Source organism: Caulobacter sp. GW821-FHT05F04 (assembly GCF_059419665.1).
On record NZ_JBWKSF010000011.1, the window covers coordinates 36100 to 60694 of the forward strand.

The following is a 24595-nucleotide window of genomic DNA, read 5'->3' on the forward strand; positions in this document are numbered from 1 at the left end:
GACCTTTGTTTTCCGGTGCGCGGTCCTGGCGCGGGTAAGTGGGGTGCAGATGGCGTCGGCGGACGCAGCGTCAAGTGCGGTTGTTCGGGGCGGCGAAGCGCGTGAAGATCGGCCGCATGTTCCAGCGCCCCTCGCAGCACAAGGATTTTGGCGTTTTCCTGCCGGTGGCCAATGGCGGCTGGATCGTCTCCGGCGCCACGCCCGTCCTGGACGGTCTCTATGCCCAGAACCGCGCCGCCGCCGTGGCCGCCGACCAGACGGGGCTGGATTTCGTGATGTCGATGGGCAAGTTCCGCGGCTTCGGCGGCGAGACCGACCATTGGGGGACCTCGCTGGAGTCGGTGACTCTGATGGCCGCCATCGCCGAGGCGACGACGAACGTGCGCATCTGGGCCACGGTGCACCCGCTGCTGCAAAACCCGGCGGTGGCCGCCAAGATGATCGCCACCCTGGATCACATCAGCGGCGGCCGGGCGGGCTTGAACATCGTCGCCGGGGCCTACAAGGCCGAGTTCGACCAGATGAGCGCCTGGGACGATTCGCTGTCCCACGACGACCGCTACGCCCTGGCCGAGGAATGGACGACCATCGTCAAGCGCCTGTGGGCCGAGGACAGCGTCGACTTCGCCGGCAAGTACTTCACGATGCGGGACTGTCAGTCCAGGCCCAAACCCCTGTCGAAACCGCGTCCGCAGTTGATCTGCGCGGGGATGTCCGATCGCGGTTTCCAGTTTTCCGTGCGCCACGCCGACGCCTGTTTCATCGGCGGCCGCTCGCGCCCCGAGCACCGCGACGCCTCGCGCCGGGCCAAGGCGCTGGCCGCCGAGTTGGGCAAGACGGTACGCACCTACGCCATGTGCACGATCATCCACGCCGAGAGCGATGCAGGCGCGCAGGCTCTGGCCCGGCGCTACGCCGAGGGCGCGGACATGGGCGCGATCCTCTCCATGCTGGCCAGTTGGGGCGTGCCGGCCGACAAGCTGCAGGCGGCGGCCCACAAGCAGGGCGCGTTCATGACCGAGACCATGATCGGCGCGCCCGCCACCTGCCGCGAGCAGGTCGAAGGCTTCATGACCGAGTGCGAACTGGACGGGCTTATGCTGATCTTCCCCGACTATGGGGAAGGGCTGGCCATGTTCGGCTCCGAAATCCTGCCACGACTGCGGACGGCGTTCTCATGAACCTCGAGCATTGGATCGCGCCCGGACGCACGGCGCTGCTGATCGTCGACATGCAGGCCGACTTCGCCTCGCCCGACGGACTGAGCGGTCAGTGGGGGCTGGACATCTCGACCGTGCCGGCGGCCCTGGCGGCGGCCGAGCGCTTGGCCGATGCGGCGCGGGCGGCGGACGTCCCGGTGGTGTTCGCCGGCCTGTTCACGACGCCGGAAACCGACTCCGACGTTTGGGACGAGCGGATGCGTCGGCGCGGCAATGATCCCGAGGCCAGCCCGGCGCTCTGCCGCGCCGGCGCGCCGGGCAGCGCCTTCGTCGGACCTCTGCCCCGGCCCGGCGAACTTGTCCTTCGCAAGACTCGGTACAGCCCGTTCTGGGACACCGACATCGACGCGCGGCTAAAGGCGCTGGAGGTCGACACCCTGGTGATCGCCGGCCTGACCACCGAGTGCTGTGTCGCCGACACGGCCAAGGACGCCTTCAACCATGACTACCACGTGTTCATCGCCGCCGACGCCTGCGCGGCCTACGAGCCCGACCTGCACGCGGGGGCGCTGAAGATGCTGGACCTGAACACCGCGATCCTGACCGACTCGGCCAGCGTCGCCGCCGCCTGGAGCGCCTGAGATCCGCGGCCGCGCTGAACTGGACGAGGCCGCGAAGAGCTCGTCGGTCTATCCGGACACTCCATTCGGCGCATAAGCCTTCGTCGGCGCCGTCGCCGCGCGGAGGTCGTCTTCCAGCATCCACAGCCGGTCCTGACCCCAGTGCGCCTCGTGGTCACTGACCCGGAAGGTCGGCGCGCCCCACAGGCCGGCCTCCAGCAGGGCGGCGCGGTTGGTCTCGACCCGGTCGCGCCAGCTGTCGTCGGCCAGGGCGGTCGCGATCTGGGCGTCGTTGAGGCCGGCGCGGCGGGCGGCGGCGTAGAGGCCGCCATCCTCGGCCAGGGCCAGGCCGTCGGCGAAGGCGGCCTTCAGGCCCGACTCGGCGAATTCCTCGCCCAGGCCGAGATCGATCGCGTGGTGCAGCACCGCCAGGGCCCGCTCGGCCCCGGCCCCGACCGGGTCGACGATCTTGCCGAACGGCAGCCCCAGGCGCTCGGCCTCGCGCTTACAGTCCAGGGTGATGTAGATCGTCTTTATGCGCGGCACGGCCAGGCCGCGCATGACCATCGGCAGGATGGGCCGCAGTTGCAGCTTCGCGCCATGGGCTTGGGCCAGTTGGCGGATGCGCGGCAGGACCAGCCAGGAATAGGGGCTGCGGAATGAGAACCAGGCCTCGATCGTCGCCGTGGACGCGCCGGGCGCCGCCAGCAGGGTCGGCTCGAGGGCCGGGGCCAATCGCGGGGCTCCGGGCTCGCGGTCCAGGCCGCGCGCCGCGAGGCGGGCTTCCAGGTGACCCAGGCGATCGACGCCCCAGAACCATTCGCCCTCGAAATGGAACATGCCGCCCAGATAGTGGCCCAACTGCGCGCGGCGCCGCTGGCTGAAGGCCAGGAGGTCGTCGCAGAGGTCCGTGTCCTGGCCGCTGGCCCAGGCGGCCATGCCGGCCAGAGTCTTGGTGTCACCCGACCACAGGGCCGCGCCGGCCGCCGGGGCCGTATCCTCGAACCGCTCGCGCTCGATCGCGTCGGCCAGCACCACCTGCAGCCGGCGCACATCCTCGGCCGAGGGCAGTTGGGCGTCGGCGGGGAAGCCGATGCCCCTGGCCCGCGCCAGGCGGGCGGCGTCGCGCAGGCCGTAGGCGCGCAGGCGCTCGCGGTCTGGCGCGGCCGAGTCCTCGGGCGGCGGGACCAGATAGGGATCGATCTCCACGCCATAGCGGGCGCGCAGGCGCGGCAGCATCTGCACGGCCAGGTGCGAATAGGGATCGTCGGCCTGGTGGAAATAGCGGACGGTCGGGCGCTCGCCGCGCAGGCGGGCGGAAACGGCGGCCAGATCGTGGGCCATCCGGCGGCGGGCCGGGCTGGTCAGGACGGTGGTCACGCTTCGCATGATGTGGGTGCGCAGAGACATGGCGACAGCCTCCCAACTGTCGGATGCATGACATCTAGCGGCACGATGAATGTCAATATATGCTCCAGCGAACGATAAGAGGGAGGCGCGCATGAAGGCCTGGAAGCTGTTCACGGGGATCGTCGTTGTGCTGGTCGCGGCCGGCGTGGCGGCCTGGCATTTCCGCTTCGACCTGATCATCATGATCGCGCGCGCCAAGCAGCCGAAGATCGAGGCCAATCACGCGGTGACCTGGGCGCAAGGCCCGGCCGCGACGCCGGCTGGGCAGCGGCCGCCGAACGTGGTGTTCATCCTGGCCGACGACCTTGGCTACAACGACGTCACCCTGAACGGCGGCGGTGTCGCGAACGGGGCCGTGCCGACCCCGGCCATCGACTCGATCGCCCACCAGGGGGTCACCTTCGCCAACGGCTACAGCGGCAACGCCACCTGCGCCCCGTCGCGCGCGGCGATCATGACCGGCCGCTACGCCACCCGCTTCGGCTTTGAGTTCACGCCTACGCCCGTGGCCTTCTCGCGCGTCGTCGGCGGTCACGCGGGCGACCCGTTGCACCCCTCGCACTTCAACAAGGACGAGGTGAAGAACACGCCGAAGGACGACAACACCGAGGCCGTGCCCTCCACCGAGATCACCATCGCCGAGGCCCTGAAGACCCGCGGCTATCACACCGTTCACCTGGGCAAGTGGCACCTGGGCGGGGTCAAGGGCTCGCGGCCCGAGGACCAGGGTTTCGACGAGAGCCTGGGCTTCATGGCCGGCGCCTCGCTGTTCGCGCCGGTCGGCGACCCGTCGGTCGAGGAATCGCGGCAGGATTGGGATCCGATCGACAAGTTCCTGTGGGGCGCTCTGCCGTTCGCCGTGCAGTACAACGGTTCGAAGATGTTCCACCCGTCGACCTACATGACCGACTACCTGACGGACGAAGCGATCAAGTCGATCGACGCCAACAGGAACCGGCCGTTCTTCATGTACCTGGCCTACAACGCCGTCCACACGCCGCTGCAGGCGCCCAAGGCCGACTACGACGCCCTGCCGCAGATCAAGGATCATCGCCTACGCGTCTACGGCGCCATGGTCCGCAACCTGGACCGCAACATCGGCCGGGTGCTGCAGGCGCTGAAGGACAAGGGCCTGGACGACAACACCCTGGTGATCTTCACCTCCGACAACGGCGGCGCCAACTATATCGGCCTTCCCGACATCAACCGGCCGTATCGCGGCTGGAAAGCGACCTTCTTCGAGGGGGGCATCCACGTGCCGTTCCTGCTGCGCTGGCCGGGGCAGCTGCCGGCGGGCGCGGTCTATCGCAGCCCCGTGGGTCACGTGGACATCTTCGCCACCGCCGCCGGCGCGGCTGGCGCGACCCCGCCCAAGGACCGGACGATCGACGGCGTTGACCTTGTCCCCTTCGTGCAGGGCAAGGCCGCGGGCGACCCGCACAAGGCAATGTACTGGCGCTCGGGTCGCTACAAGACGGTGATGGCGGGCGGCTGGAAACTGCAGGTCGCCCAGGAGCCGAACAAGGTCTGGCTGTTCGACCTGAACACCGACCCGACCGAGCGCCACGACCTGTCCAGGACCCGGCCGGACAAGCTCAAGGAGATGCAGGCGACGCTGGCGCAACTGGATAGCCAGATGGTCAAGCCCGCCTGGCCCTCGCTAATCTCCGGCGCCTTCTATATCGACCATCCGGGCGGCCAGAAGGCCAAGGCGAGCGACGAGTACGTCTATTGGGACAATTGAGGGCGGTTCCTTTCCTCCTGCTCTTGGCGCTGGCGGGCTGCGGCAAGCCGGCGCCGAAGGCGTGCCTGACGGGCCTGCCCATCGCCGATCCCGCGCACCGGACGGCTGGCATGGTCCGGATCGCGGGCGGCGACTTCGCCATGGGCGCGGCGCCGATGCGGCCGGAAGAGGGGCCTCCACAGACAGTGAAGGTCGCGCCGTTCTGGATCGACCGCACGGAAGTGACCAACGCCGCCTTCGCGCGGTTCGTGGACGCCACGGGCTACCGCACCCTGGCCGAACGACCGCTCGATCCCGCGCGCTACGCCCAGCTGTCGGCGGCGCAGCGGCGTCCGGCCTCGCTCGTCTTCGTGGGGGCGAAGGGGGCGAGGTCGGACGATCCCGCGCAATGGTGGCGGGTGATCCCCGGCGCGGACTGGCGGCATCCGGAGGGACCGCGCTCGACGATCAGGGGCCGCGAAGCCTGGCCGGTGGTCCACATCGCCTGGGAGGACGCCATGGCCTACGCCCGATGGCTGGGCCGCGACCTGCCAACCGAGGCCGAATGGGAATACGCCGCGCGGGGCGGCCTGGTGGGCAAGCGCTACGTCTGGGGCGACCAGCCGCAGGACGCTCAACGCCCCCGCGCCAACACCTGGCAAGGCGTGTTCCCGGCCCTGGACCTGGGGACCGACGGCTACAAGGCCCAGGCCGCGTCCGTCGGCTGTTTCCCGCCCAACGGCTATGGCCTGGTCGATATGGCCGGCAATGTCTGGGAGTGGACCAAGGACTGGTTCAGGCCGGGCCTGGAGGTCGCCAGCGTCATCGAGGCCGGAGGCCCGCCCGAGATCCGCGCCCTCGACCCCAACGAGCCGAACACGCCCAAACACGTGGTCAAGGGCGGTTCGTTCCTCTGCGCCGACGACTACTGCTTCCGATACCGCCCGGCGGCCCGCACGCCCGGACCGCCCGACGGCGGAGCCTCCCACGTCGGCTTCAGGACGGTGTACCGGGAGCCGTAGAGTGGACCTAATTCCTTGTCATCCCGGAAAGCGCGTAGCGCTTGTCCGGGACCCAGGGGCAACCGCACTGCCATTGGCCCCTGGGTCCCGGACAGCCTCTGCGAGGCTTCCGGGATGACAAGTTAGCTGTTCTAGACGCCGGGAGCCGGCTTCGTGCGGATGTTCAGCTGTCCGGCCAGGCCGGCCTTGCGGTGGTGCTCGATGGCGTGCATTTCCGGAGACAGAGCCATCTTCTGGAAGGCGGCCAGGGATGGGTATTCGGCCAGAGCGACCGCATCCCACATCTCCTCGACCTCGCCGATCATCAGACCGGTGACCGGGCCGCTGTAGCGGATCTGGCCGCCCAGCGCCTTGACCAGCTTGGCCACCTCGACGCCGTAGCGGTTATAGGCTTCGCGGCCAGACAGTTCGGGCTCGGCGCCGTCCTCGTACTCGGCCTTGTCGCGGAACTTCAGCAGGTTGACCATCACGAACGGCCCGTCCTCGGGGCCGCCGAAGAACTCCTGGAACTGCTCGGGCGAGGGAAAGACCTGATTGACGACGTTCATTCGGCGATCTCCTTTTTCGCCAAGCTGGCGACGAGGCCATCGAGCAGGGCCGCGATTTCGCTGGGGCTGTCTTCCTGCACGAAGTGGCCGCCCTTCAGCGTCGTGTGAGCAACGGCCTTGGCGCCCGGCACGCGGGACTGGAACACCGCCTCGCCGCCGCGGGTGATCGGGTCGGCGTCGCTGAACGCGGTGATGAACGGCTTGTCGAACGTCTCCAGCACCGCCCAGGCGGCCTTGTTCTCGGCCACCGAGGCGTGCTCGGGCGTGATCGGCACCAGGGCCGGGAAGATCCGCGCCCCTTCCTTGTAGGTCTCGTCGGGGAAGGGGGCTTCATAGGCCGCGCGCTCGGCCTCGGAGAGATCGCGCGCCGTGCCGCCGTTGAGGATGAAGCCGATTGGCAGTTCGGGCGCGTTCTGGCTGAAGTTCAGCCAGGCCTCGAAGCCCTCGCTCTTGCCCGAGCCGACGGGCAGGCCGGTGTTGGAGACGACCACGGCGGCGAACCGTTCGGGGAAGGCCGCCACCAGGCGCAGACCGATCAGCCCGCCCCAGTCCTGGCAGAACAGAACGATGTTCGTCAGGTCGTTGCGGACCAGCCACTCGCTCATCCAGGCCACGTGCCGCTCGTAGGTGTAGTCGGCGCGCGCGGCCGGCTTGTCCGAGCGGCCGAAGCCGACGAGATCAGGCGCGATCGCCCGGCGGCCGCGCGCCGACAGGTCGGCGATCACCTTGCGGTACAGATAGGCCCAAGACGGCTCGCCGTGCATCAGCAGGATCGGCTGCTGGTCGCTGGGACCTTCGTCGACATGATGGATGCGCAGCGGCGTGCCGTCGGCGTCGACCACCGACGTGTAGCGCGGCGCGTAGGGCCAGTCGACCAAGCCCTCGAACCGTTCGTCCGGCGTGCGCAACACGTTCATTCCGTTCTCCCTCGACACCGCTCGGCGGATTTCTATTGACACTATGAGTGCCATTATGGCGCTACTAGGTCAAGTTCTGGGAGGAACATATGCGCAAGGTTTGGATCGGGCTGGGCGCCGTGGCGGGTGTGGTCGCCATCGCCTTGGGTCTGGCGTGGTTGTTCCGCGAACGCCTGGCCGAGGCGGGCATGCGCAGACTGTATGAAACGGCCCTGGCGACCGACCCGCTTGCCGAGCTGCCGGACGGCCTGCATGTCGGCCTCTGCGGCTCGGGCGCGCCGATGCCCGACCCGACGCGGGCGGGGCCTTGCGTGGCGGTGGTGGCGGGCAGGGACCTGTTCGTCGTCGACTCCGGCTCGGGCTCGACCCGCAACCTGCTGCTGATGAACCTGCCGCCGCCCCGGCTGAGCGCCGCCTTCGTCACTCACTATCATTCCGACCACATCGCCGACCTGGGCGAGCTGATGCTGCAGCGCTGGGGAGGCGGAGCCGCGCACGCGCCGCTGCCGATCTACGGACCGCCGGGCCTGGATCAGGTGGTGAAGGGCTTCCAGGACGCCTACACCCTGGATCGCGGCTACCGCGTCGCCCACCACGGCGAAGCCGTCATGCCGCCCTCGGGCTTCGGCGCCGTCACCCACGTCTTCACGGCCGATCCGAACGGTCCTGACATGCTGGTGCTGGAAAAGCCGGGCCTGAAGGTCTGGGCCTTCCCGGTCAAGCACGACCCGGTCCATCCGGCCGTCGCCTATCGCTTCGAATACAAGGGCCGCACCGCCGTGATCAGCGGCGACACCGGGCCGTCGGAGCGGCTGGTCAAGGCGGCCAAGGGCGTCGACCTGCTGGTCCACGAGGGCCTGTCGCCGAACCTCGTGGCGATCCAGGCGGACGTGGCGAAGAAGGCCGGGCGGGACAACTACGCCCACATCTTCCACGACATCCTGGACTATCACACCGCGCCTGAGACGGTGGCCAGCGAGGCCAAGACGGCCGGGGTGAGGGAAGTGCTGTTCTACCACATCATCCCGCCGCTGCCGGTCCGGGCGCTTGAGGGGCCGTTCCTGGGCCGCTCGCGCGCGATCTTCGGCGGGCCGATGAAGGTAGGCCGCGACGGTGACTTCGCCAGCTTGCCGGCTGGCTCCACCGAGATCAAATGGTCCAACCGGCTCGACCTTCTGAAGCTTTAGGTGGTCGTCGGCGTTCCGCGGGTTTAAGCAAGGGCCACGAATGGGAGAGCCCAGGGCCTTGAGTTCCGCCGCGCGTAATCTTCGTCCGGGAATCGACGCCGCGCCTGAAGTCGCGATCGACGGTCGCCGCAGGCGCTCGCAGGACAGCCGCGCCCGCATCGTCCAGGCCATGCTGGAGCTGGTGCGCGAAGGCAGCGTCTCGCCCTCGGCCGAACTGGTCGCCGCCCGCGCCGATGTCGGCCTTCGCACGGTCTTCCGCCACTTCAGCGATCTGGACAGCCTCTATAGCGAGATGTCGGCGGTGATCACGACCGAGCTGATGGCCCTGGTCCACACGCCGTTCAAGGGCGAGAGCTGGCGCGAGCGGGTGCTGGAGCTGGTCGAGCGCCGAGGCTGGGCCTACGAGAAAATCGCCCCGTTCAAGCGCGCCTCCGAGGTTCACCGCCACCAGTCGCCGGCCCTGGCCGTCGACAACGCCAAGATGGTGCAGATCTCGCGCGATATTTTGCGCGCCCAGTTGCCGCCCGAACTCGCCAAGGACCGCGTGCGGTTCGAGGCCATGGACCTGCTGCTCAGCTTCGACGCCTGGCATCGGCTGCGCCGCGACCAGGACCTTTCGCCCAAGCGCGCCACCGAGGTGCTGCAGGGCGTTCTGGCCGGGCTGCTGGATGCGCCGATCGGGGACTGAAATGTCGGGTACGAGGTAAAGCCGGTCGAGGCTGCTCAATTCCCCGACCGGCAGGTACGCCAGCCGTAAGGGGCGTGCTGGCGTCCTCCGTCTGGTAGACGTTCCCGCGGTGGCTCACCCTCAAGCCTGTCGTCGAAAAAATCGTTTCGTTGGAGCCGTCGCGTTCAAGCTTGTGGACGACCTGCTGCCATAGAGTGGCAGCAGCGCGAGGCTTGCGCGGTTGCCACGGCGAGGGGGAACACCGAAGTTCTCGGAACGTTGTCGTCGACTGGGGCCTTGGCCCAGCGCCGCTCTAGCTCGCAGGAGACACCATGATCCCGGACGAAATGCCCGCCATGGATCTCGCCGACGCCTCGGCGGACGTCCTGATCGACCTCTATCGCCGCGTTCGCCGTCGCACCGAGGTTCTGGCCGCGCCGCTATCGCCCGAGGACCAGGCGGCCCAGTCCATGCCCGACGCCAGCCCGACCAAGTGGCACCGGGGGCATACGACCTGGTTCTTCGAGACCTTCCTTCTGACGCCGTTCCTGCCGGGCTACGCTGTCCACGACCCGCGCTTCAACTACATCTTCAACTCGTATTACGAAGCCGCCGGTCCCAGGCAGCCAAGACCGCAACGCGGCCTGCTGACCCGGCCGTCGGCGCAGGAGGTCGGCGCCTATCGCGCCCATGTCGACGCGGCCATGGTCCGCCTGTTGGCCGGTCCTTTGACGCCCGAGATCCGCGAGCGGCTGGAGCTGGGCTTGAATCATGAGGAGCAGCATCAGGAGCTGATCCTGATGGACATCCTGCACCTGTTCGCCCAGTCGCCGCTCAGCCCGGCCTATCAGCCCGGCGCCGCGACCCCGCGTCCGGATCCGGGTCCGCAGCGTTTCCACCGCTTCGCCGGCGGTCTCGTCGAGATCGGGGCGCCTGAAAACGAAAAGGGCGCGGCGGGCTTCGCCTTCGACAACGAGCGGCCGCGCCACAAGACCTACGTCGCGCCGTTCCGTCTGTCCGACCGCCTGGTGACCAATGGCGAGTGGCTGGCCTTCATCGAGGCCGGCGGCTACGGCCGCGCCGAGCTGTGGCTCTCGGAGGGCTGGGCCAAGGTCAACGCGGAGGGCTGGGAGGCACCTGGCTACTGGCGTCGCGACGAGACCGGCGCGTGGACCACCATGACCCTGCGCGGCCGTCATCCGGTCGACCCCAATGTTCCCGTCGTCCATGTCAGCTACTATGAGGCCGCCGCCTACGCCGCCTGGGCGGGCCGTCGTCTGCCGACCGAAGCCGAATGGGAAGCCGCCGCCACGGCCACCGGCGCCCCGTCGGCGCTCCGTCAGCTGTGCGGCGCGGCCTGGCAGTGGACCGCCAGCGCCTACAGCGCCTATCCGGGTTTCAAGCCAGGACCGGGTGCGCTGGGCGAATATAACGGCAAGTTCATGGTCAGCCAGATGGTGCTGCGCGGGGGCTGCGAGGCCACGCCGCCCGGCCACTCGCGCTCGACCTATCGCAACTTCTTCCACCCTGGCAGCCGCTGGATGTTCGGCGGCGTGCGCCTGGCCGATGATGACCGCCTGGTCGAGGTCAAGCCGGGCGACCGATTCCTGGACGAAGTGGTCGCCGGCCTGTCGGCGACGCCCAAGACCCTGTCGGCCAAGTACTTCTACGACGCCGAGGGCTCGCGTCTGTTCGAGGCGATCTGCGAGCTGCCCGAATACTACCTGACCCGCACCGAGACGGCGCTGCTGCGCCAGATCGCGCCGGAGATCGCCGCCCGCATTCCCGATAACGCGGCGCTGGTCGAGTTCGGCAGCGGGGCCAGCACCAAGACCCGTATCGTTCTGGACGCCGCGCCGCGGATCGCCGTCTACGCGCCGATCGACATCAGCCCGTCCGCCCTCGACGCCGCCGCCGCCAGCTTGCGCCAGGACTATCCGAACCTGGCCATCGCCCCCTTGGTCGAAGACTTCACCAAGGCCATCCAGCTGCCGGACGGCGCCAAGGGCCATACGCCCGTCGGCTTCTTTCCCGGATCGACGATCGGCAACTTCGCGCCCGATGAAGCCGAGGCCCTGCTGCGCCAGGCCCGCGCCCTGCTGGGCGAGGGCTCGCTGTTCATCGTCGGGGCCGACGTCGCCAAGGATCCGGCCGTGCTGATCCCGGCCTATGATGACGCCCAGGGCGTGACGGCGGCGTTCAACCGCAACGTTCTGGTCCACATCAACCGGGAGCTGGGCGGCGACTTCGATCCGGCCGCCTTCGCCCACAAGGCCGTGTGGAACGCTCGGGAAAGCCGTATCGAGATGCATCTGGAAAGCGTGCGCGACCAGATCGTCATGGTCGGCGACTACGGCTTCCGGTTCGCCGCCGGCGAGACCATCCACACCGAGAATTCGTACAAATACCCGTCCGAGGTCTTCGAGAGCATCGCCCGCCGCGCCGGCTGGACCGTGGCCCAGCGCTGGATCAGCAAGGACCCGACCTTCGCGGTCTATGCGCTGACCGCCTGACGGGAGATAGCGGCGCGCTGGTCCACACGCACGAAGACGCGCCGGCTCCGAGAGATCGGGACCGGCGCGTCAAGGTTGTTTGTTGGTTAGCTTCTAAAGCGCGCGCTCGCCGGGGCGACCGCCGCGTGAAGAAGAACCGCCTTTTCGGCCGGCGTTGGCCGCCAGATCACGGTCCTTGGCGAAGCTGCGTTTTTCACTGGGCACGCTAGCTCCGCCCTTCCTGGCGATCTCACGGCGGCGTTCCGGGTCCATGGCGGCGAAACCGCGACGACCGCGGGGACGTTCGCTATCGGTGTCCATGTGGGGCTCCTAGTCTGGTCACAGGCGGCACGAGCAAGGATCAGGCGTCATAGGGACGGTCGTCCCCTGGATCGACCGGCGGCGAGGTTGGGGGTTCCTCGACGGGGACGACACCCGGCTCATACTCGGGCGGTTTGGGCTCGGGCGGGGGCGGGGCGTCTGGGTCGGTCACTGGCGTCGTCTCCTGCGCGTTCCGGTGAAGTAACCAGCGAAGACGCTTTCGGTTCACCGTGAGTTCGCACTAATTACGCCGCATAGGGACAAGCGCCCGTTCGAGGAGACGCCGGAGAATGGCCCGTAAGACCAAACACATGGTCGGCCGCGTCGCGTCGCACTGGCGTCTAGCCGCCGCGCAGGGCGTCGGCGTCGCTGTGTGGCTGACGGCGAAATATTTGGGCGCGCCCCAGGTCGCGCACCTTCTTCTGGGCTGGGACGCCGCGGCGCTGGTCTATCTGCTGACCACGTGGACGCTGTTTCTGAAAGCCGACGAGGCCGAGGTGCGCTCGCGCGCCGCCCAGGAGGACGAGGGGGTGCCTGTTCTCCTGCTGATCGTCCTGGCCGCCATCGCCGCCAGCCTGTGGGCGGTGGTCGACGCCATGATCGCGGCCAAACATGCCGGCAGCCATGCCCAGGCCTTCGTGACGGCCTGCGCCGGCGTGACCCTGGTGCTGTCGTGGCTGGTGCTGCAGTCGGCCTTCGTCCTGCACTACGCCCACCGCAATTTCGGCGACGGATCCGGCAAGCCGGGCATCGAGTTCCCCGGCGAACAGCCCACCGGCTATATGGACTTCGCCTATCTGGCCTTCAGCGTCGGAGCGACCTTCCAGGTGTCGGACAACAGCATCCTGACCTCGAATCTGCGCAAGCTGGTGACGGCCCACGCGGCCGCCGCCTATTTCTACAACACCGCCATCCTGGCGCTGGGGATCAACATCATCGCCAGCCTGGTCGGTAGCTAGCCGCGACGACCGCCGCCCGGACCGCCTCGTCTTCCGCCGCCGGGGCCGCCCATCTTGCCCTTGCCGCCGCCCGGGCCCGCGCCGGGGCGCAGGCCGCCCTGGACCGGCGTCTTGGGCAGCTCGGCCAGCTTCAGCAGGCCATCCTTGTCGGTGTCGAGCAGGGCGAAGCGGGTCCTGGCCGCCTTGGTCGCCTCGTCCTTGGTGATGCGGCGGTCGAAATTGCCATCGGCGGCCATCACCGGCTCGGGTTCGGCGATCAGGCCGAACAGCGAGGCCCCTTGCAGGACGTTCGTCCTCTGCGGACGGCGGCGGCTTGGCGACATGTCGTCGTCGCTCGGCGCTTCCTGGCCCTCGGCCACGCCCAGGCCGCGCAGGCCGCGCCGCATCCCGCCGGGGGCCGCGCCGCCAATGATCTCGGGCGCGATATTCTGCTCGTAGGCCGCCACCTCGAAGCCGTCGATGACGCCGTTGTGGTCGGCGTCGACCACCCCGAAGAAGCGCACCGCGTCGGCCACGAACTCGTCGCGGGTCAGGGCGCCGTCATGGTTGGCGTCGGCGCCGGCGAACCAGTCGGCGATCGGGTAGGGCGCGCCGGGCGCGGCGCGGAAGGGCTCGCCGGCCGGGCTGATGAACAGCTGCGGACCGGCCATCGGCGCGCCGCCGCCTTCGGCGGGCGGGCCGCGACGACCTTCGGGATGTTCCGGCGGCGCGCTGGCGCAGGCGGCCAGGGTGGCGGCGAGGACGGCCGTCAGGCCAAGCGAGCGAAGCATCATCCGGCAAATCTCCATCCAGCCAGGCTTTGAAGCCCAGCCGGGTTGCCCGGTGATGTCAGACGCGGGCGCGGCCTTGCGGCGCCGCAACAAAGCCGTCCGTTTCCGCCGTAATTGCTAAGCTGGCAGCCGCACGCTGGCGCGCAGACCGCCGCCTGGGCGGTTGGCCAGGATGACGTCGCCGCCGTGAGCGCGGGCCAGGGAGCGCACGACCGCCAGGCCCAGGCCGTTGCCGCCCGTCTCGCGATTGCGCGAGGGCTCGCCGCGATAGAAGGGCTCGAACACCCGCTCCAGCTCGCTCGAGGGAATGCCGGGACCGTCGTCGTCGACCTCGATGATCGCCATGTGGTCCTCGGCATAGACCCGACCGCGGGCCCGTACGCCGTATTTCAGGGCGTTCTCGACCAGATTGGCGACCAGGCGCTTGAGGGCCACCGGATCGCCCTCGATCACGGTCTTCTCGGTTCGCTCGACGATGGCGTCGCCGCCGGTCTCGGCGGCCTCGTCGATGACGCTCTCGACCAGGGAGGACAGCTCCAGCCGCGTGCGCTCGGCCGGGCGCTGGGTGTCGCGCACGAAGCCCAGGGTGGCGGCGATCATCGCCTCCATCTGGTCGATGTCGGCGGCCAGCTTGGGCCGGATGTCGTCGGGCACGGCCTCGATGCGGAACTTCAGGCGGGTCAGGGGCGTGCGCAGGTCATGGGCGATGGCCCCGACCATGGCGGTGCGGTCCTCGACATAGCGGCGCAGGCGCTCCTGCATCATGTTGAAGGCCGTGGCGGCGGCGACCACCTCGCCAGAGCCGGAAATGCTCAGCGGCGGGGTGCGCGGATCCTTGCCCAGGCGCTCGGCGGCGTCGGCGAAGGCGGTGATCGGCTGGGCCAGGCGGCGGGCGAACAGCCAGGCCAGCGGCGTCACGGCGATCACCGACAGCAACAGGATCAGCAGCACCCGCTGCTGCCAGTTGTCGAAGCGAAAGGTCGGCTTGGGTTCGACCACCAGCCAGCGGCCATCGCTCTGGCGCACGCCCAGCTTGAAGTCGCCGAAGATCAGCGGCTCGTCGACGCCCTTGCCGCGCGCGCCGGGCGGACCACCGGCGCCCCCGGGGCCGCCGCCCTCGCGGGCGAATGGTTCGCGGGCGCCGGGACCACGGGGCGGCGCATCGGGCTTGGGCGGCGTCACCGGCGTGCGGCGCACGAAGAAACGCGGACCATTGTCGATCTGCAGCTCGATGCGGTTCACCGGCACGTCGACGGCGCGGCTGATGTCGGTCTTGAAGTCGACGCGGCGCGGGGTGTCCTGGCCCATCGGGTGCAGGGTGACGCGCTGCTTGACCACCAGCAGGCGGCCGTCGCGGGGCTGCACCGGCTGGCCGGTCTTCAGGGCGCGTGCGATCTCGCTGGACCGATAGAACTCCGGCGGCGGCGGCGGCAGGGTGAAGATGACCGCGATCGCGATCAACTGGGCCGCCACCAGGGTGACGATCACCAGCCCCAGGGCCTGGACGAACAGCGGCGCGCCGCGCCGGAAGAGGGTCATGGGGTGCGGACGACCTTGGCGGTGAACATGTAGCCTTCGCTGCGGATCGTGCGGATCAGCTCGCTGCCGCCGCCGTCGTCCAGCTTGCGGCGCAGGCGGCTGATCTGGACGTCTATGGCGCGGTCATAGGCGTCGCTGTCGCGGCCGCGCGCCAGGTCCAGCAACTGATCGCGGGTCAGGACGCGCTGCGGACGCTCGACGAAGGCGCGCAGCAGCGAGAACTCGCCGCTGGACAGATTGACCACCACCGACTGCGGCGAGCGCAGCTCGCGGCGGACGAGGTCCAGGCGCCAACCGGCGAACTCGCAGGCCGCGCCCATGGCGTCGTCGACGGCGCGCGGCTCCTGGCGGCGGCGCAGCACGGCGCGGACGCGGGCCAGCAGCTCGCGCGGATTGCAAGGCTTGGGCAGGTAGTCGTCGGCGCCGAGTTCCAGGCCGACGATGCGGTCGGTGTCCTCGCCCATGGCCGACAGCATGATGATCGCCGGTCCGTCGCTGGCCGACGACAGGCGGCGGCAGATGGCCAGGCCGTCCTCGCCAGGCAGCATGATGTCCAGCACGATCAGGTCGATCGGACCGCGCGCCAGGACCTGCTCCATGGTGCGCGCGTCCTGGGCCGTCTCGACGGCGTAGCCATGGCGGCTGAGGAAATCGGAGACGACGTCGCGGATGCCGGGATCGTCGTCGACGATGAGGATGCGTGGCGCCGCCCCACGCTGGGCGTCGGCGTCGCTCTGGGCGGTGCTTTGGACGTTTTCCATGCGATTTCCTGTCACGCCCCCGTCACGCTCAGATTTCACGGCTGAAACAGCGACGCAACCCGGTCATGCGATCCAACGTCGCACCGGCGGCGCGTCATCCCCCACCCGACGCGTCGGCGGCCAGAGATCCGGCCCGTCCTCCCCCTTTTGAACGGGTCGGATCTCCTCAGCCCGGAGAGTGGTTCTCAGGAGCCTGGTAGGCCCCGCCTTGGGCCTCCATGGCCGCCACCACCCGATCACCCACGAACGGATTGTTGCGCCGCTCGGCCCCGAAGGTCGACATCGGCCCATGGCCGGGCACGAACCGCACGTCCTCGCCCAGCGGCCAGAGCTTCTGGGTGATCGAATCGATCAGATCCTGGTGATTGCCCAGGGGGAAGTCGGTGCGGCCGATCGAGCCCTGGAACAGCACGTCGCCGACCTGGGCGAACTTGGTCTCGCGGTGGAAGAACACCACGTGGCCGGGGGTGTGGCCGGGGCAGTGGAAGACCTCGAACGCGGTCTCGCCCAGGGTGACGGTGTCGCCGTCGTTCAGCCAGCGGTCGGTGACGAAGATCCGCGCCTCGGGCATGCCGTACTGCTCGCCGGACTGCTGGATGCGGTCGATCCAGAACTGGTCGTCCTTGTGCGGGCCCTCGATCGGGACGCCGGTGCGGGCCTTCAGCTCGGCCGCGCCGCCGGCGTGGTCCATGTGGCCGTGGGTGATCCAGATCTTCTCCAGGGTCAGGCCCTTGTCGGCGATGACCTTGAGCAGGCGGTCGACCTCGCCGCCCGGATCGATGACGGCGGCCTTCATCGTCTTCGTGCACCAGACGATCGTGCAGTTCTGCTGCAGCGGCGTGACCGGGGCGATCACGGCGGCGATGGGCGTTTGGGGCTGGCTCACGAAAACTCCTTCTGAATCCAGCATAGGCGTTAGCGAGCGTGCAAGAAAGAAGGCCCGGGATCTCTCCCGGGCCTTCGATCGATCGCCGAAGCAGTCTGGTTACTTCACGTCGTCCACGCCGCGCCCCATGGCCTCGGCGGGAGAGTTCATGTCGGTGTCTTCAGTGATGTCGATGCCCTTGGCGAGCTTCGAGTTCCAGTACCCGTAGGCGATGTAGATCACCGCCCCGACCGCCGAGTAGACGGCGAGGATCATCAACGGCAACGGGTTGTTGTTCATCGCGTGAACAATCATCGGCTGGAAGTTCTGCCAAGCCAGGAACAGGCAGGCCAGGATGCCCAGAATCGCGGTGACAATGCCGCCCGGAACCTTGAAGGGGCGCGGCATGTCGGGGTGTTTGATCCGCAGATAGATCACCGAAAGGCAGACGATCGAGAACGCCACGGCCGTGCCCAGCGACACCAGGTCTCCCAGCAGGCTGATCGGCAGGAACGAGGCGGCGATGGCGATCACCGCGCCCAGCAGGATCGTGCCGAGCCAGGGGGTGCGGAACTTCGGATGGATCGCGGCGAAGACCTTCGGCAGCAGGCCGTCGCGGGCCATGGTGTAGAAGATCCGGGTCTGACCGTAGCACAGCACCAGCATGACCGAGGACAGGCCGGTGATCGCGCCGATCTTGATGGCGATGCTGATCAGATTCAGCTTGCCGCCCTCGGCCGCCGCATAGGGGATGTCGGCCCATTCCAGGGCCATGCGGTCGATGGCGACGGCGATGGGCGCGGGGCTGGCCAGTTGCTTGTAGGGGACGACGCCAGTCATGACGGCGGCGACGGCCATGTAGATCAAGGTGCAGACGACCAGGGCGCCCAGGATGCCGATCGGCACGTCCTTGGAGGGGTTCTTGGCCTCGGCGGCGGCGGTCGAGACCGCTTCGAAACCGACATAGGCGAAGAAGATGATCGCCGCGCCGCGGAAGATGCCGCCCGCGCCGAACTCGCCCGGCTGACCGGTCGGGGCGGGGATGAAGGGGTGCCAGTTGGCGGGGTTGATGTACTGGACGCCCACGGCGATGAACACCAGCAGCACGATCACCTTGATCACGACGATGGCGTTGTTGACGTTGGCCGACTCGCTGACGCCCAGCACCAGCAGGGCCGAGACCAGCGCGATGCCTATGGCGGCGACGACGTTGAGGGTGCCGGTGAGAGCAAAAACGGTGCCGCCTTCAGGGGTGGCGACGGCCTGGATGAGCGGCGTTGCCCACACCGGCGCATCGGCGCCAGCGACCATGATCTGTGGGAAATTCACCCCGAAGGCGTGGAGGGTGCTGACCACGTAGCCCGACCAGCCGACCGCGACGGTCGAGGCGGCGACGCCGTACTCGAGAACCAGCAGCCAGCCCATGATCCAGGCGGCGACTTCGCCGAGGGTGCCATAGGCGTAGGTATAGGCCGAGCCGGATACCGGCATGGTCGAGGCCAGTTCGGCGTAGCAGAGGCCGGCCAGGCCACAGGCGATGCCGGCGACGATGAACGACAGCATGATCGCCGGGCCGGCATTGGCCGAAGCGACCTGACCGGTGAGCACGAAAATGCCGGCGCCGATGATGGCGCCGATGCCCAGGCTCATCAGGTTGATGGGACCCAGCGTTCGTTTCAGCTGGCTGTGTGCGGCTTCCTTCTGGATGCTCGCGATCGATTTCTTCAAAAACAGCCTGTTTCCGGCCATGTGTTCCGTTTCCCCAACGACCAGCGAACCCCCGCTAGTCAGGCACTGGGCGGCGACGTTAGTCAGAGTACAGCCCTCACGCAACGGCTTGCGGTGACGGAAGCGTTTTGAGGGTCTATGCCTCCCCATGATGCTGCCGATCGAGAATGTCCTGCCCGCGCTCAAGGCGGCTCTGCTCGCTTCCGATGCGACCGTTCTCGTCGCGCCGCCGGGCGCGGGCAAGACCACGGCCGTGCCCCTGGCGCTGCTGGACGAGCCGTGGGTCCTGGGCCGCAAGATCATCGTCCTGGAGCCCCGCCGCCTGGCCGCCCGCGCCGCCGCCTCGCGCATGGCCGCGAACTTGAGCGAATCCGTCGGCGAGACGGTCGGTTTCCGGGTGCGTCTGCAGTCCAAGGTCTCGGGCCGGACGCGCATCGAGGTGGTCACCGAAGGCGTCTTTACCCGGATGATTCTCGACGACCCGGGCCTGGAGGGCGTCGCGGCCGTGCTGTTCGACGAGTTCCACGAACGCAGCCTCGACGCCGACCTGGGCCTGGCCTTCGCGCGCGACGTCCAGAGCGTGCTGCGCGACGACCTGCGCCTGCTGGTCATGTCGGCGACCCTCGATGGGGCGCGAATCTCGGCTCTGCTGGGCGACGCGCCGGTGATCGAGAGCCAGGGACGGATGTTCCCGGTCGACACCCGGTATCTCGGCCGCGACGATCGTCTGCGCCTGGAAGAGCGGGTGGGCCGCGCCGTCGAACGGGCGCTGGCGGAAGAGACCGGCAGCGTCCTGGTTTTCCTGCCCGGACAGGGCGAGATCCGCCGCGCCGAGAGCTGGCTGAACGAGCGCCTGCGCCGGCCGGATGTCGATGTCGCGCCGCTTTACGGCGCGCTGGAGCCGGCCGTGCAGGACCGCGCCATCGCCGCCGCGCCAGCGGGACGCCGCAAGGTGGTGCTGGCGACCTCGATCGCCGAGACCAGCCTGACCATCGAGGGCGTCCGGGTCGTCATCGACGCCGGCCTGGCCCGCGTGCCGCGCTACGATCCGGCCTCGGGCATCACCCGGCTGGACACAGTCCGCGTCAGCCGCGCCGCCGCCGACCAGCGCCGGGGCCGCGCCGGGCGGACCGAGCCGGGCGTCTGCTACCGCCTTTGGGACGAGCCGGAGACCCGCGCCCTGCCGGCCTTCGCCCGGCCGGAGATTCTGGAGGCCGACCTCTCGCGCCTGGCCTTGGACCTGGCCCGCTGGGGCGCGCGCGATCCTTCGGGGCTCACCTTCCTGGACCCGCCGCCGCCCGCCGCCTTCGCCGAGGCGCGGACCTTGCTGAACCGCATCCAGGCGCTGGACGGGCAGGGGGACCTGACCGCTCACGGCAAGGCCTTGGCCGAGATGCCGCTGCCGCCGCGCCTGGCGCACATGGTGGTCCGCGCGGCCGCGTCGGGCCAGGCCCGAGAGGCCGCCGAGATCGCCGCCGTGCTGACCGAACAGGGCCTGGGCGGCAAGGACGTCGACCTGCGCCGTCGGCTGGAAAACCTGCATCGCGATCGCTCGCCGCGAGCCCGCGACGCCATGGCCCTGGTCGAGCGCTGGAGTCGCGCGGCCGGCCGGCCGTCAAAGGCGCCCGAACTGGAGATCGGCCTGATGCTGGCCGAGGCCTATCCCGAGCGTGTGGCCAAGGCGCGGGGCAAGCCGGGCGAGTTCCAGCTGGCCGGCGGGCGCGGCGTCTATCTTGAGCCGACCGACCCGCTGGCGCGCGAGCCCTGGCTGGCCGTGGGCGAGCTGGGCGGCGGCGACAGCCGCGACCGCATCCTGCTGGCCGCCGCCGTCGACGAGGCCGACCTGCGCGAGGCCTTCGCCGATCGTCTGGTCGCGGAAGACCGCCTGGAGACCGCCGGCGGCAAGGTGCGCGCCAAGCGTCTGCTGCGCCTGGGCCGGCTGGTGCTGGAAGAGCGGCTGATCGAGAATCCCGACCCGGCCCTGATCGCCGGCGCCCTGATGGATCAGGTCCGGGCCGACGGACTATCGGGCCTGCGGTTGGGGCAGGGCGTCGAGAGCTTCCGCAGTCGCGTGGCCTTCCTGCGCGCCCTGGACAGCGAGGCCTGGCCCGACCTGTCGGACGCCGCCCTGGTCGCCCGCCTCGACGAATGGCTGGCGCCGCTGCTGCACGGCCGCTCGTCCCTGGCCAGCCTGGACGAGAGCAGCCTGGACGGCGCGATCCGGTCGCTGGTCCCCTGGGACCTGCAGCAGAAGATCGACCAGATGCTGCCGGCCCGCTTCAAGGCCCCGACCGGCACCACCGTGGCCATCGACTACGCCGCCGAGGCCGGCCCGCGCATCGACATCCGCGTGCAGGAGCTGTTCGGCCTGACCGAGCACCCCAGCATCGCCGGCGGCAAGGTCCCGCTGGTGCTGTCGCTGCTGTCTCCCGGCCACAAGCCGATCCAGATCACCCGCGACCTGCCCGGCTTCTGGAAGGGCTCGTGGCGCGAGGTGAAGGTCGAGATGAAGGGCCGCTACCCCAGGCACGTCTGGCCGGATGATCCCGCCAATACCGCGCCGACGACGCGAGCCAAGCCGCGCGGAACCTAACCCGTGACCGTGTAGATCATGATCCCCGTGGCCACCGACAGGTTCAGGCTGTCGGCGCGGCCGCGCATGGGGATCTTGACGTTGACGTCGCAGGCGGCGGCCAGTTCGGGCGGCAGGCCCTGCTGCTCGTTGCCCATCAGGATCAGCGACGGTTTCACGTAGTCGGCGCTCTTGTGGTCGACCGTGGCGGTCAGCAGGGTGCCGACCACGCTGCCGGGCCAGGTCTCGCGCCAGGCCAGGAACTCGGGGATGGTGGCCTTGGCGATCTTCACGGCGAAGATCGAACCCATGGTCGCGCGCACGCCCTCGACCGAATAGGGATCGACGCAGTCGCCGACCAGGATCACCCCGCCGCAGCCGGCCGCGTCGGCCGTCCGGATCACGGTGCCCAGGTTGCCCGGATCGCGGACGGCCTGCATGGCCACCCAGCACGGCGCGCTCTCCGGCACGATGGCCGACAGGGGCGTGAAGACCTGTTTGAAGACCGCGACCACGGCCTGGGGGTTGTCGCGGCGCGAGACCTTCTCGAGGATTTCCCGATTGACCTCAATGACTTCGCCGCCAGCCTTCAGGCACGCGGCGACGGCCTTCTTCAGCATGGGATGATCGGCGGCGTCGGGGCCGTACATGACGATCTTGGGCGCGTGGCCGCAGTCGATCGCCTCGATGACGATCTTCAGGCCCTCGGCCAGGAACAGGCCGCTCTCTTCGCGCTCCTTGCGCATGTGCAGGGCGCGAACGGCCTTGACGGTGGCGTTGGTCAGGGAGGTGACGGTCTTGACGCTCATGATCAACCTTCCGACGACCAGCGGGCGAAGAACGACAGGCCGATCTGGCGGTCGCCCTTCTCCTCGACCAAGGAAAGCTCGCCCCAGTCGATGACGCCGCCGCGGCCTTGCAGCTCCTGGGCCAGCAGACCCGACATCGCCGCGCCCGAGACGCGAGCGGCATAGGCGTTCATCAGCAGGAATGAGGCGTCGTCGCTGAGCAGCTGTGCGCAGTCCTTGGTCAGGGCGGCAAGGTCCTCGAACAGGCGCCAGACCTCACCGTCGGCGCCGCGCCCGAACTTGGGCGGGTCCAGGATGATCCCGTCATATTTGTTGCCGCGCCGAACCTCGCGCGCCACGAACTTGCGGGCGTCCTCGACGATCCAGCGGATCGGCTTGTCGGCGAGGCCGGCGAAGGCGGCGTTCTCGCGCGCGAAGCCGACCGACTTCTTGGAGGCGTCCACATGGGTGACGGCCGCGCCGGCGGCGGCGCAGACCAGCGAGGCCACGCCGGTATAGCCGAACAGGTTCAGCACCTTGGGCTGAGGTCCCGAGCCCTTCGCGAGCGCACGGACGCGTTCGTCCTGCCAGGCCCAGTTGGCGGCCTGTTCGGGAAAGAAAGCCAGGTGCCGGAAGGGCGTGAACTGGCCATGGAACTTCGCCTCGCCCCAGGCCAGGTCGAACTTCTCGATCGGCTTGCCCTTGAAGCGCCAGCGGCCGGCTTCGTCCTCGTCGGTGGGGTCGAAGACGGCGTCGGCGTTCTCCCAGACCTTGGCCGGCAGGCGCGGCTCCCAGAAACACTGCGGTTCGGGACGCACGACCGTGTAGCGGCCATAGCGCTCCAGCTTCTTGCCGTGACCGCTGTCCAGCAGGGCGTAGTCGGCCCAGCCGGTGGTGCGCATGACGATGGGGGCGGGAGCGATCTTCGGAGCCATCGCCCGCCCATACCGCCTTACGGCCCCAAAGGTCCAGTGTGGTGGGGGCCAGAATGGCCGCCGGAACGCGGGGCGTGCAGGGTCTTGTCCCAGCGGTGCGGCGCGGTGACGAACTGGTAGAGCGCCTTCATTCCCGCCAGGCTCTGCAATGGCCAGTAGAGCACCATGCCGAACAGATGCAGCGACTTGGGCCGCGCCCGCGTCCGCATGACCCCGCGCGCGCCGGCGATGGCGGATGCGCCCCAGCCCAGGGCGTAGAGCGTCAGGTCCGCCGATGCGATCGTGCAGCGCGCGTCCGGCCAGAAGTCGATCGCGGCCAGCACGACCATCGCGGCCATGATCGGTCCGTGCAGATGCGAGGACGCCACCGACTGGGCCAGGGTCAGCGCCAGGGCCACGGCGTTGCGCGGCTGGCCGGGAACGGGACCGCGCAGGCAGACGGCGATGGTCTGCATGTGTCCCTTGATCCACCGCGCGCGTTGCGGGAGCCATTGTCCCCAGGTGGTCGGCGCCGTCTCCCAGGTCGGCCGGTCGATCACGCCGAGCTGGTAACCGGCGGCGGCCAGGCGAAAGCCGATGTCCGCATCCTCGGTTACATTGTACGGGTCCCATCCGCCCTGTTCGCGCAGGATGGCGGTCCTGAAGTGATTGCTGGTGCCGCCCAGCGGAAAGGGCAGGCCCCATCGGGCCAGGGCCGGCAACAGCACCTCGAAGTGGGCGGCGTATTCCAGCCGGAACTGCGAGGGCAGGAACAGCGAAAAGCCAGGGTCCTCGATCCGCAGCGGGGCCTGCAGGCAGGCCAGATTCGGATCCGAGGCGGCGAAGCGGGTTGCTGCTTCCCGAAGTTGGCCGGCGTCGGGCATGTCCTCGGCGTCGTAGATCACCACCAGTTCGCCCCGCGCTCGGTCCAGCGCGTGGTTGCAGGCGCGCGGCTTGGTCTGGGGCGTTCCGCGTGGGACGACCAGCACCTGGATGAACGCGGGGAGCGGCAGGGCCCGGACCGCCGCCAGGGTCAGGTCGTCGTCGGCTTCCAGCACGATCAGGGCCTGCAGGCGCTCGCGCGGATAGTCCAGCGCCTGAAGACTCTGGACCAGTTCGACGACCACCTCGGCCTCGCGATAAAGCGGGCAGATGATCGTGTAGGTCGGCAGGTCCGCGTCGGCCAGCGGCGGCGCGAGCGTCGGCGGCAACGGCGTGCAGGCCGCCGCCAGACGGGTCAGGGCGCCCAGCAGGAAGACCGCGAAGAACAGGTGGTGCGCGATCGTCATCGCGCCGGTGGGGTTCAGCGCCACGCCGGTCGCCGCCAGTAACCCGGCCAGGCCGACGCAGGCCGCCTGGCCCCGGGAAAGCGTCTGGTGCGCGCCATCGCGCCCGATCGGCGCGGTGTTCGCCGGTTCGATCCATTCGACGGACACAGGTCCGCACGCCGGCGCGAGCGCCGGTTCAAGCCGTCTGTCTTCGCGCGCCATGGATGCCCCTGGATACGCCGGTCGCCCCAACGGCGCAGATAAACGAATCTCAACCTTAAAGTGTCAAATGCTAAAAATGCTCGTTTTGAGATATTGTCTCGCGCGCGCGAGGCCGGTTTCTCCTTCCACGCACGTTCTTGCG

At 69.1% G+C, this 24595-nt stretch carries 22 protein-coding genes; 9 read left to right on the forward strand and 13 right to left on the reverse strand.

Going from position 1 to position 24595, the window contains the following annotated elements:
- The first annotated feature begins 116 nt into the window (after window positions 1–116).
- Both AC07R7_RS23315 and AC07R7_RS23320 read left to right on the forward strand, forming a co-directional pair.
- Window positions 117–1181: an LLM class flavin-dependent oxidoreductase gene (locus tag AC07R7_RS23315; protein ID WP_494636756.1), complete on the forward strand. Its 1065-nt coding sequence runs from the start codon at window positions 117–119 to the stop codon at window positions 1179–1181.
- Window positions 1178–1801 carry a cysteine hydrolase family protein gene (locus AC07R7_RS23320; RefSeq protein WP_494636757.1) on the forward strand — a complete coding sequence of 208 codons (624 nt, stop codon included), beginning with the start codon at window positions 1178–1180 and terminating at the stop codon, window positions 1799–1801. The genes AC07R7_RS23315 and AC07R7_RS23320 overlap by 4 nt, the downstream gene beginning before the upstream one ends.
- Before the next feature lie 48 nt (window positions 1802–1849).
- On the opposite strand, the gene AC07R7_RS23325 is transcribed toward AC07R7_RS23320, so the two are convergent.
- A complete protein-coding gene (locus tag AC07R7_RS23325) occupies window positions 1850–3190 on the reverse strand; it encodes a 2-hydroxychromene-2-carboxylate isomerase (RefSeq protein WP_492884475.1) in 1341 nt (446 codons plus the stop codon).
- A gap of 91 nt (window positions 3191–3281) precedes the next feature.
- Here AC07R7_RS23325 and AC07R7_RS23330 point away from each other — a divergent pair, with 91 nt between their 5' ends.
- Together AC07R7_RS23330 and AC07R7_RS23335 are read left to right on the forward strand one after the other, a co-directional pair.
- Window positions 3282–4934: a sulfatase-like hydrolase/transferase gene (locus AC07R7_RS23330; protein ID WP_494636758.1), complete on the forward strand. Its 1653-nt coding sequence runs from the start codon at window positions 3282–3284 to the stop codon at window positions 4932–4934.
- Complete coding sequence (locus AC07R7_RS23335) at window positions 4922–5935, forward strand: formylglycine-generating enzyme family protein (protein ID WP_494636759.1); 1014 nt, start codon at window positions 4922–4924, stop codon at window positions 5933–5935. Before AC07R7_RS23330 ends, AC07R7_RS23335 begins: the two co-directional genes overlap by 13 nt.
- A gap of 131 nt (window positions 5936–6066) precedes the next feature.
- Here the strand turns inward: AC07R7_RS23335 and AC07R7_RS23340 are convergent, their stop codons facing one another.
- Window positions 6067–6483 carry a DUF1330 domain-containing protein gene (locus tag AC07R7_RS23340; protein WP_494636760.1) on the reverse strand — a complete coding sequence of 139 codons (417 nt, stop codon included), beginning with the start codon at window positions 6481–6483 and terminating at the stop codon, window positions 6067–6069.
- Window positions 6480–7400 (reverse strand): haloalkane dehalogenase, encoded by a 921-nt coding sequence (locus tag AC07R7_RS23345; protein WP_494636761.1) that lies wholly within the window; start codon window positions 7398–7400, stop codon window positions 6480–6482. The genes AC07R7_RS23340 and AC07R7_RS23345 overlap by 4 nt, the downstream gene beginning before the upstream one ends.
- 89 nt (window positions 7401–7489) lie before the next feature.
- Between AC07R7_RS23345 and AC07R7_RS23350 the strand changes: the two genes are divergently transcribed.
- The 3 genes from AC07R7_RS23350 (at window position 7490) to egtB (ending at window position 11767) form a co-directional block, all read left to right on the forward strand.
- On the forward strand, window positions 7490–8587 hold the full coding sequence (locus AC07R7_RS23350) for an MBL fold metallo-hydrolase (RefSeq protein ID WP_494636762.1): 1098 nt from the start codon (window positions 7490–7492) through the stop codon (window positions 8585–8587).
- 58 nt (window positions 8588–8645) lie between these two features.
- The gene (locus AC07R7_RS23355; RefSeq protein ID WP_494636763.1) at window positions 8646–9275 is read left to right on the forward strand and encodes a TetR/AcrR family transcriptional regulator; all 630 of its coding nucleotides are present in this window, start codon (window positions 8646–8648) and stop codon (window positions 9273–9275) included.
- 311 nt (window positions 9276–9586) lie between these two features.
- Window positions 9587–11767, forward strand: coding sequence for an ergothioneine biosynthesis protein EgtB (gene egtB / locus AC07R7_RS23360; RefSeq protein WP_494636764.1), 2181 nt, complete (start codon window positions 9587–9589; stop codon window positions 11765–11767).
- 93 nt (window positions 11768–11860) lie between these two features.
- On the opposite strand, the gene AC07R7_RS23365 is transcribed toward egtB, so the two are convergent.
- Together AC07R7_RS23365 and AC07R7_RS23370 are read right to left on the reverse strand one after the other, a co-directional pair.
- Complete coding sequence (locus AC07R7_RS23365; protein WP_047413350.1) at window positions 11861–12067, reverse strand: con-10 family general stress protein; 207 nt, start codon at window positions 12065–12067, stop codon at window positions 11861–11863.
- 40 nt (window positions 12068–12107) lie between these two features.
- Window positions 12108–12239, reverse strand: coding sequence for a hypothetical protein (locus AC07R7_RS23370; protein WP_125157400.1), 132 nt, complete (start codon window positions 12237–12239; stop codon window positions 12108–12110).
- A 118-nt stretch (window positions 12240–12357) separates the two neighbouring features.
- Here AC07R7_RS23370 and AC07R7_RS23375 point away from each other — a divergent pair, with 118 nt between their 5' ends.
- Window positions 12358–13026, forward strand: a complete 669-nt coding sequence (locus tag AC07R7_RS23375) for a DUF1345 domain-containing protein (RefSeq protein WP_494636765.1) — start codon at window positions 12358–12360, stop codon at window positions 13024–13026.
- Here the strand turns inward: AC07R7_RS23375 and AC07R7_RS23380 are convergent.
- The 5 genes from AC07R7_RS23380 to AC07R7_RS23400 form a co-directional block, all read right to left on the reverse strand.
- Window positions 13023–13799, reverse strand: coding sequence for an EF-hand domain-containing protein (locus AC07R7_RS23380; protein ID WP_494636766.1), 777 nt, complete (start codon window positions 13797–13799; stop codon window positions 13023–13025). The genes AC07R7_RS23375 and AC07R7_RS23380 overlap by 4 nt on opposite strands.
- A 114-nt stretch (window positions 13800–13913) precedes the next feature.
- Window positions 13914–15335: an ATP-binding protein gene (locus tag AC07R7_RS23385; protein ID WP_492884495.1), complete on the reverse strand. Its 1422-nt coding sequence runs from the start codon at window positions 15333–15335 to the stop codon at window positions 13914–13916.
- Window positions 15332–16096 carry a response regulator gene (locus AC07R7_RS23390; protein ID WP_492884496.1) on the reverse strand — a complete coding sequence of 255 codons (765 nt, stop codon included), beginning with the start codon at window positions 16094–16096 and terminating at the stop codon, window positions 15332–15334. Before AC07R7_RS23390 ends, AC07R7_RS23385 begins: the two co-directional genes overlap by 4 nt.
- A gap of 166 nt (window positions 16097–16262) precedes the next feature.
- Complete coding sequence (locus AC07R7_RS23395) at window positions 16263–17006, reverse strand: MBL fold metallo-hydrolase (protein WP_492884498.1); 744 nt, start codon at window positions 17004–17006, stop codon at window positions 16263–16265.
- 75 nt (window positions 17007–17081) lie between these two features.
- A complete protein-coding gene (locus tag AC07R7_RS23400) occupies window positions 17082–18710 on the reverse strand; it encodes an amino acid permease (protein WP_494636767.1) in 1629 nt (542 codons plus the stop codon).
- Between the two features lie 130 nt (window positions 18711–18840).
- Here AC07R7_RS23400 and hrpB point away from each other — a divergent pair, with 130 nt between their 5' ends.
- On the forward strand, window positions 18841–21282 hold the full coding sequence (gene hrpB, locus AC07R7_RS23405; RefSeq protein ID WP_494636794.1) for an ATP-dependent helicase HrpB: 2442 nt from the start codon (window positions 18841–18843) through the stop codon (window positions 21280–21282).
- On the opposite strand, the gene AC07R7_RS23410 is transcribed toward hrpB, so the two are convergent.
- Genes AC07R7_RS23410 through AC07R7_RS23420 form a run of 3 tightly spaced genes read right to left on the reverse strand, consistent with a single transcriptional unit; the run spans window position 21279 to window position 24453 of the window.
- Complete coding sequence (locus AC07R7_RS23410) at window positions 21279–22070, reverse strand: TrmH family RNA methyltransferase (protein WP_494636768.1); 792 nt, start codon at window positions 22068–22070, stop codon at window positions 21279–21281. The two genes, hrpB and AC07R7_RS23410, sit on opposite strands and share 4 nt — an antisense overlap.
- A gap of 2 nt (window positions 22071–22072) precedes the next feature.
- On the reverse strand, window positions 22073–22984 hold the full coding sequence (locus AC07R7_RS23415; protein ID WP_494636769.1) for an RsmD family RNA methyltransferase: 912 nt from the start codon (window positions 22982–22984) through the stop codon (window positions 22073–22075).
- A gap of 17 nt (window positions 22985–23001) precedes the next feature.
- Window positions 23002–24453: a glycosyltransferase gene (locus AC07R7_RS23420; RefSeq protein WP_494636770.1), complete on the reverse strand. Its 1452-nt coding sequence runs from the start codon at window positions 24451–24453 to the stop codon at window positions 23002–23004.
- Window positions 24454–24595: the final 142 nt, after the last annotated feature.